The organism is Pelorhabdus sp. sgz311002, assembly GCF_056134285.1.
The window spans coordinates 183,735-197,001 of the sequence record NZ_JBWBCL010000001.1; the positions used below are offsets into that span (position 1 = coordinate 183,735).

The window sequence follows — 13,267 nt, forward strand, 5'->3', positions numbered from 1 at the left end:
TGGGGCCTTATAATGAAGGGGGAGATTAATAAAGGAGTGGTAGTATTTTGGAAAATCTACAGACCAAGGCAACCCCGCAAGGCACAGCAGGCTATGCACAAAAACATAAGGAGTTAGCCTATCGTTCCTTGGGGAATACCGGGCTTGTGGTAAGCGAAGCCGGTTTTGGCAGTTATCGCTTGTTTTTGACCGAAGAAAGCCATAAAACAGCGCTGAAGACGGCGCTGCAGAGTGGCATTAATTTGATTGATACAAGTGCAAATTATACAGATGGTCAGTCGGAAGAGTTGATAGGACAAGTTCTTACGGAATTAACGAACTCTGGTGAACTTGCCAGAGACGAAGTTGTGATCGTATCGAAAGGTGGTTATTTGCAAGGCAGTAATTTAGTACGCTATCAGGAAGGGCAAGCGGCTGGAAATCCCGTTTCGCCGGAAGTGCTTGTCTTTAACGAAACTTTAGCGCACTCGATCCATCCTGACTTTTTACGAGACCAGATCGCGGCAAGCCTTGCAAGACTTAATCTGTCTGTCATTGACTGCTATTTGCTCCATAACCCGGAATACTTTTTTTTGTGGGCGAAAGAACAGGGGATGGAACAAGATGCAGCGAGAAGCGAATTTTTGCGGCGGATTGAGGCAGCTTTTATTTACTTAGAACAGGAGGTCGCTGCTGGTCGGATTGGTTGCTATGGGATTAGTTCCAACGATTTTCCAACGCCAGCTGACGCCTATGAAGCGGTGTCTTTAAGCGACATTTGGCAAATTGCCGAAAAAATTGCTCCTACTCATCATTTTAAAGTTGTCGAATTTCCCTTAAACATCTATGAACCTGGCGCTATACTAGAAAAAAATCAGCCTGGTGGTCAGTCGCTTCTGAGTTTTGCAGCGTCACAGGAACTGGCTGTTCTGATTAATCGACCACTTAACGCGATGAAAGGGGACTCGATCTGTCGGCTTACAGAACTTTCTGGCGAAACTTTTCGGCATATTGAGCTCCTTGTTGAGCAGATTCGGGCATTGATGGAACTAGAGGAAGTTTTCCGGCGGAAATTCATTACAGTATTGCCTGATCAGGATCTTGCCAATCCAGCTTTATTTAAAGGATTGAACTCTGGTGAAGTGTTGCAAAAACACTGGTATACTTTTGATTCTTATTGGCATTGGCAGGATGTGAATCATTCCTATTTTATTCCGGTGATTCAGACGTCGATTGATATATTATTGAAAAGCTCCGCCTTGAACCAGGAATTAACTTGTTGGATTGATGATTATGTGGCGCAATTAAATCCTTTATTTAAAAATATTGCTGCTTATTATCGTGGGAGAGAACAACAGCGAGTGAAACTTGATAAAGCAGCTTTAGCTGCTGCTGACCCTGATTGGAGTGAAGCAGCGTCCTTAAGTCAGCTTGCTTTGCGGACGATTCGTTCTACTTTGGGCGTGACCTCCGTGCTTGTTGGTATGCGGCAGGCTACCTATGTCGAAGATGTTCTTGAAGACCTAAAAAAGCCAGTTGCCGTAGCGCCACGTGAGGTAAGTTGGCAGAAATTGCAGGAAGCAACTAGTAAAATAGATCTTGATTCTTTAGCGCTTCTTGGGGAATAACGAAAAGCGCTCCTATCCTGAATGGGATTAGGAGCGCTTTTTTTCATAAATGTTCATGATTACGATTATTTTTTTAGATGATAAGGGATGGTTGTTACAACGACGTTGTCTTTTAAAATTAGCAAAGTACGTAAAATCCAGCCGGTTTGATTGTGTAGCAGTCGATGCCAGCTTTTTTTTGTTTCGAATTCGGGAATGAGTACGGTAATAAAGTCTTCCGGTGACTTTTCTTTTTCTAGTTTGGCTACATAATCAATAAGCGGCTGAATTACGAGGCGATAGGGCGAATAGACGGTAACTAGATGGATATCTAAGTTGAGTGACCGCCACTTTTTCTCGACCTTTTGACCGCTTTCTTCGTCAATGGCGATATGTAACGCTGTTACGTCAGCCGAAATGGAACGAGCGTATTTTAGCGTTTCGGCTACGACTCGCGTCGGTGAGGCAATGGGGACAATGACCATGTTTTTTCCGATAGGCGTATTGAAAATTTCTTCAATTTCATTAGAAGGCAAATGAAGCTGTTCTGCCATATCATTGTAATGGTGACGAATTTTTTTGAAGACGAACATCATGATCGGAATAAACACAATGACCATCCAGGCGCCATAGAAGAATTTTGTCACTAAGATAATCAGTACGACGATACCGGTGATTATGGCGCCAAAGGCATTTAAAATAGCTCTCACAATCCAGCCGGAGCCCTGTTCATGTTTCCAATGAACGACCATGCCGCTTTGTGCAATGGTAAAGGAGAGAAATACGCCGATAGCATAAAGTGAAATCAGATCTTCTGTATTGCCATTAAAGATGACAATAAGCAGGCCAGCTACGATGCTTAACAGAATAATGCCATTGCTGAAGCTGAGCCTTTCACCGCGTGTTCCCAGATAGCGGGGCATGTAGCCATCTTTAGCGAGAATCGATAACAGTGGCGGCAGACCATTAAAGGAAGTATTCGCAGCAAGATAAAGAACGAGCATCGTTGTAATTTGAATATAATAGTAGAAAAAGCCGCGCCCAAAGGTTTTTTCCGCAATCTGTGATAAAGCGGTTACGTCATCAAGGGGTAGGATATGAAAATGCATTAATAAATAAGAAATTCCAAGAAACATGACACCAAGAATCAGTGACATCCAATACGTCGTTTTAGCGGAATTTTTTACTTCAGGCTCTTTAAACATCGGAACGCCGTTGGAAATAGCCTCTAAACCAGTCATCGAACTACAGCCGTTAGCAAAGGCTCGTAGTAGCAAATAAAATACAGGGAAGTTGAGCTGTCTTTCCAAGGATTCTGGCGGAATTGTTGGGCCAAGGCCGGAAAGAGATTGCCAGATGCCAGCGCCAATTAAAATAAAAATACCCATAATGAAGGCGTAAGTCGGAATGACGAAGGCACTGGAAGATTCACGGACTCCCCGAAGATTCACAAGCATGAGAATAAAAAATAATACAAATAAGTCAATTGAAATTTCGTGGGCTGAAAGTTCCGGAAAGGCAGAAATGATGGCCGCTGTTCCGGCTGAAACACTTACGGCTACAGTTAGCGTATAATCGGCAAAGAGCGCTGCCGCTGCGGTAAGAGCCGGCCATTCGCCAAGATTATGGATCGCTACGGAATAGGAGCCGCCGCCGCCAGGATTGGCTTTTGCCACTTGGACATAGGATAATGTTACGATTGCTAGTAAGACTAAAATAGCGATAGATACGGGCCCGATGAAGCCGTAAGCCATCATGCCAGGCAAAGCTAAGATCAACATAATCTGTTCTGGCCCGTATGCCACGGAAGACAAGGCGTCAGAAGAGAAGATTGCCAAGGCCTTCCATTTTGGCATTTTTTCATGCACCATTTCTTGATTGTGCAGTGGTCGACCAATAAGCAGGCGACGCAAAAAGTGCATCATAAGTGAATCATCCTCCAAGAAAAATATAACTCAGAACTTAATTATACAAGGCCTGCTGTAGAATGAAAGCTTTGTTTTAGACGGATTTGCTATTATTTATTCGCAAATAAGAAGCATTTTAGCCTAAAAGGTTCCTATGACATTTCTTTTAACGCATTCGCTACCAATCTCTTACTTTTTCTTGAAAAATGCACCAGCTCAGCTGGTGCATTTTCCTGTATCTGTATTTAACGTCTGGGATAGCAGCTGTTGGGGTAGCAATAGCGAGGATTGCAGCCGTGATTCGGCCAGCAAGTCATCCGTGGTGAACAGTAGCGGTTCGGATAGCAATAGGTATTGGGTGAACAAGGTGTGTTGGGGAAACAGTAGGTATTAGGGTAACAAGGGCGGCGCGGATAACAAGAACGGGGGTAACAAGGCCGGGGATAGCAATTGTGGGGATAACAGATGCGAAGCGGTTCATCATAGAAATCAGCAGGCGATTCAAAACGATCATCTAGTTCTTTTAGATCTTCAATTTCCAGTTCGCCTTCTTGCCAAAAATCTCGTTCGTCAGACATTTATTTCTCCTCCCAAATCCCCAATGCGGGGTTGTATAGGCAGTTCTTAGGTGCGGCAAGCCAATGGGGAGTGGCAGCTGTAGCTTGCGCTAGTGGGCGGCAGTCATGGCAGGCATAGCGGTATTCGCAGCCGCAGCATTTTTCAATTTTGTCTTTGGTGAGACGCCAGCAGGATTGTAGTTTTTCGCCAGCAAGTATCGATGAGAGGGATTCTGCATGGATATTGCCTAAAATTTGTTCACGAGCAAAAATACAGGGAATTACATCACCTGTGGCGGTAATAGCTACTTTTCCGGCTAGACAGCTATGGTAGGATTGGTTGCGGCTAAAAGCTAAGGGGTCCGTAAAAAACGGCGGCTGAATAGGCGGCGTTGTGAGATGGTTCGGGCGTATAGTTTGATCATTGCCGCGGCCTGTCGGGCGAATTACGTCAGGTGGCGAGGGGGGTAAGCCAAGGCTGGCGCAAAGCTTCATAATATTTTCGCCCTCTGTTTCATTCTGCTTCATTAAGATAGAGGCAATACGTAGGGGCACATGGGCGGCTAGTAAGCTCTTTATTGCGGCGAGAGTTTGTTCAAAACTGCCTGGGTTTTGAGTAATTAGATCATGAATAGCAGCTTTATCGCTATAGAGTGTTGTGGCGATTTGCAACTTATGTTCTTGGATAAAAGCAATCTCTTTTTCCGTAATTAGCGTAGCGTTTGTAAATATTTCAATTATTTCAAAGCCGAGTTCTTTAGCATACAGAGCTAGTTCGCGCCAGTGGGGATAAAGCAAGGGCTCACCGCCAATCAATTGAACGGAACGAGCGCCGGCTGCAAAAGCCTCTCTTAATATTTGTTCACAACAATTGAGCGGAAGTTCTGTGACTGTTTCGGGTGAACTATCGGCATAGCAGTGCAAACAGCGATTATTGCACATTCCCGTTAGTTCTAGCCAGATAAAATCAAGAGTTTGCGCCTGAACTGGCTTCGTGCTTGGCTGGTCGAGGGCAGGCTGCTGATAGTAAAAGGAGCCGAGGCCCAGTGAAATGAGATGGTCAAGAAACTGGAGTTCGTTTTCTTTTAGTAAGTCCGCAGATAAAACCATAGTTTGAGATGAGCCTTCACTACCTGTTAAGAGCGATACGGCGGCAGGGCTAATAGAATGAACCTTGCCAGATTTGACGTTATAGATGGCGCCGCGCCGCTGACCGACCACGAGATGACAATCTTTATTTAAGCAAAAGAACAAGAAGAACCACTCCTTTGGTTTTGCCTTTAAGCTGGGTTATTTATTTTTATTCGGCCAATCTACTAGAGGTGCAGCCAATTAGATACTTTTTTTCAACATTATGTTGACAAAGTGTAGCTTTATAGCTATAATAAAAAAGTCGTCAGAAAAAATTGTGCGGAAGTAGCTCAGTGGTAGAGCATCGCCTTGCCAAGGCGAGGGTCGCGAGTTCGAATCTCGTTTTCCGCTCCATTAAAGTCAAATTCCCAGCAAAAATCGCTGGGTTTTTTGCATTTTTCTTGTTTTTGTTATACAATTATGATAGTATATTAGGCATGGCATGCTGGCGTTCGTGTTTCTACATAAGGCAATCATTGCGATTTGAATTTGTATTAGGACAAGCATGGCACTATTCATTAAGGAGGATATCGCATAAATGAAAGTAACAGTGGAAAGAATAGACAACCATAAAGCCGTACTTGAGGTGGAAATTCCTCAGGAACAAGTAACGAAAGCGGTAGGTCGTGCATATCAAAAATTGGCTGCTAAAGTAAATATTCCTGGCTTCCGTAAAGGAAAAGTTCCTAAGAAAGTATTGGAAATGAGAATTGGTAAAGAAGCGATTATGGAAGAAGCATTTGATCTTTTGGCATCTAATGCTTATAGCCAAGCGCTTGACGAACAGAACATTGAACCTGTAAGTCGTCCGCAGATTGAAGTCGTTACGTTAACGGAGGAAGCTCCTTGCGTATTTAAAGCAACTGTAACGGTGAAACCGGAAGTGACTTTAGGCGAATATAAAAACTTGAAAGTTGCGGAAGTAAAAGCAGAAGTAACTGATGAAGAAGTTGACAAACAGTTAGAAGATATGCGTTCCCGCCAAGCAAAAATGGTTGTAGTTCCTGATGCTGTTTTAGAAAAAGGCGATTTCGCCATTATTGACTTCGAAGGCTTTGTTGATGGCATTCCTTTCAAAGGCGGCGATGCACAAGGATATCCGTTAGAAGTTGGTTCCGGTAGCTTTATCCCTGGGTTTGAAGATCAGCTGATCGGTGCAAAAAGCGGGGAAGATCGTCTTGTTAAAGTAAGCTTCCCAGAAGAATATTTCTCGCAAGAACTGGCTGGCAAAGCCGCTGAGTTTAAAGTGAAAATTCAGGATATTAAACGCAAGGAATTGCCTGCTCTTGACGATGAATTTGCTAAAGACAGCGGCGAGTTTGAAACCTTAGAGGAATTAAGAGCCGATACCAAGAATAAGCTAGAAGAGGCTGCTAAAGAAAAAGCAGAACGCGAATTTAAAAACAACGTAATTAAATTGGCTGTAGATAATGCCCAAATGGACATTCCTGATGTTATGGTCGATGACCGCATCAATGTTATGATTCAAGATCTAGCTGTGAATTTAGAAAGTCGCGGCATGAAACTGGATAAATATTTGGAATATGTTCATATGGATATGAATACGCTCAGAGAAAATTATCGCGATAATGCTTTAGCCAATGTAAAAGTAGATCTTTTGCTCGAAGCAATTGCTAAAGCAGAAGAACTCAAAGTAGAAACTGAAGATTTAGACGCCGAAACAGCTGCTATGGCTGAAGCTTATCAAGCACCTGTAGAAGAAGTACGCAAAATTATTACCGAACAAGGCAACATTGGCGCATTAGCGCAGACTGTTCTGCGTAAAAAAGCTCTTGGCCTGATTCTTGACACGGTAGAAAAAGCGTAAAACAGGATGCTACTACACGAATAGAGGTGGTAATCATGAATTTTGTTCCTGTTGTTGTAGAACAATCAAATCGTGGCGAACGATCTTATGATATTTACTCTCGTTTGCTGAAAGACCGTATTGTCTTTATTGGCGGACCTATCGATGATACTGTAGCAAATCTTGTGATTGCACAGCTTTTATTTTTAGAGTCTGAAGATCCTGATAAAGATATTCACTTGTATATTAACAGCCCAGGCGGCGTTGTAACTGCTGGCTTAGCTATTTATGATACGATGCAGTATATTCGTCCTGATGTATCGACAATCTGCATTGGTTCAGCGGCCAGTATGGCAGCGATTCTTTTAACGGCTGGTGCTAAAGGAAAGCGCTATGCTCTACCTTATTCCCGTATTATGATTCATCAGCCTCATGGCGGTGCGCAGGGGCAGGCGACGGATATTGAAATTCATGCTCGTGAAATTTTGCGGTTACGCGAAATTGGCAATGAAATTTTATCTCGTCATTCTGGTCAACCCTTGGAGAAAATTCGTCAGGATATGGAAAGAGACTTCTTCATGTCAAGCCAAGAAGCTTTAGATTATGGTTTGATTGATGCTGTGGTATCTCGTAGCGATAAACAGAAGGAGACTTCCGAATAAAGAGGTGATAGCATGTTGAAGTTTGGCGATGACAGAGGTCAGTTAAAATGTTCCTTTTGCGGCAAGTTGCAAGAACAGGTTAAAAAGCTAGTTGCTGGTCCAGGCGTTTATATTTGTGATGAGTGCATTGAATTGTGCAACGAAATCATCGAGGAAGAGCTTGGCGAAACGATTGACATTGATATGAAAGAAATTCCAAAACCGAAAGAAATTAGAGCGATTTTGGATCAATATGTCATTGGTCAAGACGATGCCAAAAAATCTTTGTCGGTAGCTGTGTACAATCACTATAAACGGATCAATATTGGTTCTAAGATGGATGATGTGGAGTTGCAAAAATCCAACATTATCATGCTGGGACCGACAGGCAGCGGCAAGACTCTTCTAGCACAAACACTAGCTAAAATTCTCAATGTACCCTTTGCTATTGCTGATGCAACCTCTTTAACAGAAGCGGGCTATGTCGGTGAAGATGTAGAAAACATTCTGCTAAAGCTGATTCAGGCGGCCGACTACGATGTAGAGAAAGCCGAAAAAGGCATTGTATATATTGATGAAATTGATAAAATTGCTAGAAAATCGGAAAATCCATCTATTACCCGTGATGTATCTGGCGAAGGCGTGCAGCAGGCTCTGCTTAAAATTTTAGAGGGAACTGTTGCCAGTGTTCCACCGCAAGGTGGTAGAAAACATCCTCACCAGGAATTCATCCAGATTGATACAACCAATATTTTGTTCATTTGTGGCGGTGCTTTTGATGGTATCGACCGGATTATCAGTGCTAGAATCGGCAAGAAAAATCTCGGCTTCGGCGCTGATATTCAAACGAAAGAAAAGAAAAATGTTGGCGAACTTCTCGGCAAAATGTTGCCGGAAGATTTACTGAAATTTGGTTTAATTCCTGAATTTGTTGGTCGTCTGCCAGTGATCGTAACATTAGATGCGCTTGATGAAGCGTCGCTTGTGCGGATTCTATTGGAACCCAAAAATGCTTTGATTAAACAGTATCAAAAGTTTTTGGAAATGGATGAAGTGCAACTTGAATTTAAGGAAGACGCTCTTTCGGCGATTGCTGATGAAGCCATTAAGCGCAATACCGGCGCTAGAGGACTTCGGGCAATTATTGAAGGAATTATGCGCAATGTTATGTATGAGATTCCTTCGCGCAGTGATGTGACGAAATGCGTGGTAACTCGCGAAGTCGTCATGGCGAAAGAAGAACCGAAATTGGTCACTGCAGCTGATAAAAAAAGCAAGAAAAAAGAAGAGTCTGCTTGATTAGCAGCTTAGCTTGAGGAGAGAACCTTGCGTTCTCTCCTTTTTTGTCTCTTTTGCTCGTCGGATAAAATGAAGTTTTGCGCTCATACTAAACTTGTGCAAAGCTGAAAAAGAACACGGAGCAAAAGGAGGGCAAACATGGAATATGCAGTCAATTTTTTTACGTTACTCCAGTGCTTTTTTGCTGTAGTAATTGGCCTTTACTTTTGGAATTTACTTAGATCACAACAAGGGAACAAAGTGGCTGTAGAAAAAGAATCACGTTCTGAAATTGATAAATTGCAACGATTGCGGTCCATTGCTTTAACGGAGCCGCTGTCAGAGAAAACACGTCCCACTTCTTTTCGGGAGATTGTCGGTCAAGAAGAAGGCATTCGCGCTCTGCGAGCGGCTCTTTGCGGCCCCAATCCACAACATGTCCTTCTTTACGGACCACCAGGTATCGGCAAAACTGCGGCAGCTAGACTTATTTTGGAAGAAGCCCGTGGCAACAGTCTGTCTCCTTTTCGACCTGGTGCTGTCTTTACCGAATTGGATGCCACTGTAGCGCGTTTTGATGAGCGGGGAATTGCCGATCCGCTGATTGGTACTGTTCATGATCCGATTTACCAAGGGGCGGGACCGTTAGGCGTTGCTGGTATTCCTCAGCCGAAAGCGGGAGCAGTCACTAAAGCCCACGGCGGTGTTTTATTTATTGATGAAATTGGTGAGCTCCACCATGTGCAAATGAATAAACTATTAAAAGTCCTGGAAGATCGCAAAGTATTCTTGGAAAGTTCCTATTACCATAAGGAAGACAAAAATATCCCGCTGCACATTCATGATATTTTTCAAAATGGTTTGCCGGCGGATTTTCGTCTGATTGGTGCTACAACAAGATTGCCGGAGGAGATTCCGGCAGCACTGCGTTCACGTTGCGTCGAAATTTATTTTCGGCCACTGCTTGCGCCTGAAATTGGCAGAATCGCTAAGATAGCCTTAAATAAAATAGATTTTTCTGTTGAGCCTGAGGTGATTTCTCTAATTGAACGCTATGCTTCGAGCGGGCGCGAGGCTGTAAATATCGTACAGACCGCGGCGAGTATGGCTCTTACGGAAAGACGTCGTACTCTTTCGAAGGCTGATATAGAATGGGTGATTAATTTTAGTCAATACGACCCGAGGCCGGAAACGAAGATTGGGGCAAGTCCGCAAGTCGGGTTTGCCAATGGCTTAGCGATTTGCGGTCCTAGCATCGGGGCGATGATGGAAGTTGAAGTTGCGGCGACGAAAGTGGATAGTGGTCAAGGAAAACTGACGGTAACAGGAATTGTTGATGAGGAAGAAATTCAGAGTCAAGGCCGCTTAATTCGTCGTAAAAGTATGGCTAAAGGATCGATCGAAAATGTTATGACTGTATTGAAAAATGAATATTCCATTGATTTTTCGTCTTATGATGTCCACGTGAATTTTCCTTCGGCCGGACCGGTTGATGGGCCTAGCGCTGGCGTAACCATCGCTGCCGCATTATATTCGGCGATTCATCAGATTCCCATTGACAACCGAGTTGCTCTGACAGGCGAATTATCATTGCGCGGCTTAGTTAAACCTGTGGGCGGAGTACTCGCAAAAGTGCTAGCGGCAAAGCAAGCCGGAGCCGAAAAAGTTTTGATTCCCCGGGAAAATGAACAGGAGGGGTTTCAATCTTTGGGCATTGAAGTACTTGCTGTGGATACTTTGCAAGAAGTTCTTGCGGAGACATTGTGTTTCGATTCTAGAACACTGGTACAGGAACCGGCTAAGATCAATTTAATATAAAACAAGGACAGCCGGGAAACTTACCCGGCTACTCTTGTGAGAAAAGAAAGGATTTTTAGGGAATGTGTAAGAATATGTATAAGATAGGCTGACCTATGAAATAATTACCGCAGCTCTTATTTCGGTTGCTAAACCGGAATAAGGACGTACAAAGTGAAGAGGCGAGAAGGAGGACACATTATGTCTGACCAAAAAAAATTGATACCATTGCTGCCGCTTCGAGGCATCTTGGTATATCCTTATATGATTATTCATCTTGATGTAGGTCGGGAAAAGTCGATCAGCGCCCTAGAAGAGGCGATGGTTCATGATCGGCTTATTATGCTGGCAACACAGAAAGATGCCCAGACGGATCAGCCAGAAGCGGAAGATATTTTTGAAATTGGCACGGTAGCAGAAATTAAACAATTATTAAAGCTGCCTGGCGGTACGATTCGAGTCTTGGTAGAAGGACTTCATCGGGCTAAAATTGCAAATTATATTAAATTTGATCCTTACTATTCCGTAGAGATTGAAGAATTTTCGGAAGTGGAACAGAAAACGCCGGAAATAGAAGCTCTGACGCGTACAGTGATCAGCCAATTTGAACAGTGGGTGAAGCTGAGCAAGAAAATTCCGCCGGAAACGCTTGTATCGGTTGTAACCGTAGAAGAAGCGGGTCGGCTTACTGATTTGATTGCGACTCATTTATCTCTGAAGATTGAAGATAAACAGGCGCTGCTTGATGCAGTAACAATTAAAGAACGCCTGGAAAAGCTTTGCGAGATATTAGGCCGTGAAATGGAAATATTGGAACTGGAAAAAAAGATTAATGTGCGCGTACGCAAACAAATGGAAAAAACCCAGAAGGAATACTATTTACGCGAGCAAATGAAGGCCATTCAAAAGGAATTAGGCGATAAGGATGACCGGGCAGCCGAGGTAGAAGAATATCGGCAGCGCATGAAGGAACAAGAACTGCCTAAAGAGGTAGAAGAAAAAATCAAGAAGGAAATTGATCGTCTGGAAAAAATGCCACCTATGGTGGCGGAAAGCGCCGTCATTCGCACCTATCTCGATTGGCTACTTTCTTTGCCTTGGTCGAAAATTTCTACAGATCGTCTTGATATTACTTTGGCAGAAGCCACGCTAGATGAAGATCATTATGGTCTGGAAAAAGTGAAAGAAAGAATTTTAGAGTACTTGTCTATTCGCAAATTAACCGATCAGATGAAAGGACCAATTCTCTGCTTGGTAGGGCCGCCTGGCGTTGGTAAAACATCGCTGGCGCGCTCGATTGCCAGATCAATGGAGCGTAAATTTATTCGCGCTTCTTTGGGGGGCGTGCGTGATGAAGCGGAAATTCGCGGTCATCGTCGGACTTATGTAGGCGCTATGCCTGGTCGGATTATTCAGGGGATGCGGACAGTTGGTTCAAAAAATCCGGTCTTTTTGCTAGATGAGATTGATAAAATGAGCGCTGATTTTAGAGGCGATCCGTCTTCCGCGTTGCTGGAAGTGCTAGACCCTGAACAGAACAATACCTTTAGTGATCATTATGTAGAGCTGCCCTTTGATTTATCGCGCGTGCTTTGGATTGTTACGGCGAATGTGATGCATAATATTCCCCGGCCGCTGTTAGACCGTATGGAAGTGATTCAGATTCCTGGCTATACGGAAGAAGAAAAGGTGCAGATTGCTAAACAGTATTTGGTTAGTAAACAGACGAAAGAACATGGTCTTACGGAGAAACAAATTTCATTTTCCGACGCGGCGATTCAAAAGATTATCCGTGACTATACGCGCGAAGCGGGAGTCCGCGGCTTAGAACGCAGTATCGCTGGTCTTTGCCGTAAGGTGGCCCGTCAAATCGTCCAAAATAAGCGTTCGCGTGTTAAAGTTACACCGCAAAACATTCATGTCTTTTTGGGTAGTCCGAAATTTCGGCATTCTGCTGCGGAAAAAGAGCCTCAGGTTGGCGTTGCGACAGGTCTGGCTTGGACAGAAGTGGGCGGCGATGTTTTACCTGTAGAAGTTTCGACCATGAAGGGCAAAGGGAAACTAACCTTGACTGGACAGTTAGGCGAAGTTATGCAGGAAAGTGCTCAGGCTGGTTTTAGCTATATTCGCAATCGGGCGCAGCTTCTTGGCATTGATGAAGAATTTCACGAAAAACTAGATATTCATGTGCATTTACCAGAAGGCGCAATTCCTAAGGATGGTCCGTCAGCCGGTATTACCATGGCTACGGCGATCGTGTCAGCGCTAAGCGACAGACCGATTCGCAGCGATTTAGCTATGACTGGCGAAATTACGTTACGTGGCCGCGTTCTTGCTGTCGGTGGTATAAAAGAAAAAGTTCTGGCTGCGCATCGTGCTGGCATTAAAACCATTCTTTTACCAGCGGAAAACAAACGTGATCTTGAGGAATTGCCGCAAAATGTAAAACGAAGCCTGGAATTTATTCCAGTAGAGCATATGGATGAAGTCCTTAAAACGGCCTTGTTGGCAGGAAAATCGTCTGAGGAAGCGACGGAAACAGCGGAGGCTGCAAAAGAATGAC

The 13,267-nt window shown here is 43.8% G+C and carries 9 protein-coding genes and 1 tRNA gene; 7 read left to right on the plus strand and 3 right to left on the minus strand.

From position 1 onward, the window contains the following. Positions 1 to 47: 47 nt before the first annotated feature. Positions 48 to 1,607 (plus strand): aldo/keto reductase, encoded by a 1,560-nt coding sequence (locus AC0NJP_RS00930; protein WP_474698489.1) that lies wholly within the window; start codon positions 48 to 50, stop codon positions 1,605 to 1,607. Positions 1,608 to 1,672: 65 nt separating this feature from the next. Here AC0NJP_RS00930 and AC0NJP_RS00935 read toward each other — a convergent pair whose 3' ends face one another. The 3 genes from AC0NJP_RS00935 to AC0NJP_RS00945 form a co-directional block, all read right to left on the minus strand. Continuing rightward, entirely contained in the window at positions 1,673 to 3,511 is a 1,839-nt protein-coding gene (locus tag AC0NJP_RS00935) for an APC family permease (protein WP_474698490.1), read from the minus strand. A gap of 227 nt (positions 3,512 to 3,738) precedes the next feature. Then, entirely contained in the window at positions 3,739 to 4,071 is a 333-nt protein-coding gene (locus AC0NJP_RS00940) for a hypothetical protein (protein ID WP_474698491.1), read from the minus strand. Next, complete coding sequence (locus tag AC0NJP_RS00945) at positions 4,072 to 5,304, minus strand: radical SAM protein (RefSeq protein WP_474698492.1); 1,233 nt, start codon at positions 5,302 to 5,304, stop codon at positions 4,072 to 4,074. A 156-nt stretch (positions 5,305 to 5,460) separates the two neighbouring features. Between AC0NJP_RS00945 and AC0NJP_RS00950 the strand changes: the two genes are divergently transcribed. The 6 genes from AC0NJP_RS00950 (at position 5,461) to lon (ending at position 13,266) form a co-directional block, all read left to right on the plus strand. Next, a tRNA-Gly gene (locus AC0NJP_RS00950) sits at positions 5,461 to 5,535 on the plus strand. A gap of 184 nt (positions 5,536 to 5,719) precedes the next feature. Then, the gene (gene tig, locus AC0NJP_RS00955; RefSeq protein ID WP_474698493.1) at positions 5,720 to 7,009 is read left to right on the plus strand and encodes a trigger factor; all 1,290 of its coding nucleotides are present in this window, start codon (positions 5,720 to 5,722) and stop codon (positions 7,007 to 7,009) included. A gap of 35 nt (positions 7,010 to 7,044) precedes the next feature. After that, entirely contained in the window at positions 7,045 to 7,650 is a 606-nt protein-coding gene (clpP, locus tag AC0NJP_RS00960; RefSeq protein WP_474038029.1) for an ATP-dependent Clp endopeptidase proteolytic subunit ClpP, read from the plus strand. Between the two features lie 12 nt (positions 7,651 to 7,662). Then, positions 7,663 to 8,928 (plus strand): ATP-dependent Clp protease ATP-binding subunit ClpX, encoded by a 1,266-nt coding sequence (gene clpX / locus AC0NJP_RS00965; RefSeq protein WP_474698494.1) that lies wholly within the window; start codon positions 7,663 to 7,665, stop codon positions 8,926 to 8,928. A 138-nt stretch (positions 8,929 to 9,066) separates the two neighbouring features. After that, complete coding sequence (gene lonB, locus AC0NJP_RS00970) at positions 9,067 to 10,725, plus strand: ATP-dependent protease LonB (protein WP_474038031.1); 1,659 nt, start codon at positions 9,067 to 9,069, stop codon at positions 10,723 to 10,725. Between the two features lie 180 nt (positions 10,726 to 10,905). After that, positions 10,906 to 13,266: an endopeptidase La gene (gene lon, locus AC0NJP_RS00975; protein ID WP_474038033.1), complete on the plus strand. Its 2,361-nt coding sequence runs from the start codon at positions 10,906 to 10,908 to the stop codon at positions 13,264 to 13,266. Position 13,267: the final 1 nt, after the last annotated feature.

What these genes read in the sequence shown, in the direction of transcription:
- AC0NJP_RS00935 (WP_474698490.1), bottom strand. Translation starts at nt 3,511, where the DNA reads ATGATGCACTTTTTGCGTCGCCTGCTTATTGGTCGACCACTGCACAAT.
- AC0NJP_RS00940 (WP_474698491.1), bottom strand. Translation starts at nt 4,071, where the DNA reads ATGTCTGACGAACGAGATTTTTGGCAAGAAGGCGAACTGGAAATTGAA.
- tig (WP_474698493.1), top strand. Translation starts at nt 5,720, where the DNA reads ATGAAAGTAACAGTGGAAAGAATAGACAACCATAAAGCCGTACTTGAG.
- clpP (WP_474038029.1), top strand. Translation starts at nt 7,045, where the DNA reads ATGAATTTTGTTCCTGTTGTTGTAGAACAATCAAATCGTGGCGAACGA.
- clpX (WP_474698494.1), top strand. Translation starts at nt 7,663, where the DNA reads ATGTTGAAGTTTGGCGATGACAGAGGTCAGTTAAAATGTTCCTTTTGC.
- lonB (WP_474038031.1), top strand. Translation starts at nt 9,067, where the DNA reads ATGGAATATGCAGTCAATTTTTTTACGTTACTCCAGTGCTTTTTTGCT.
- lon (WP_474038033.1), top strand. Translation starts at nt 10,906, where the DNA reads ATGTCTGACCAAAAAAAATTGATACCATTGCTGCCGCTTCGAGGCATC.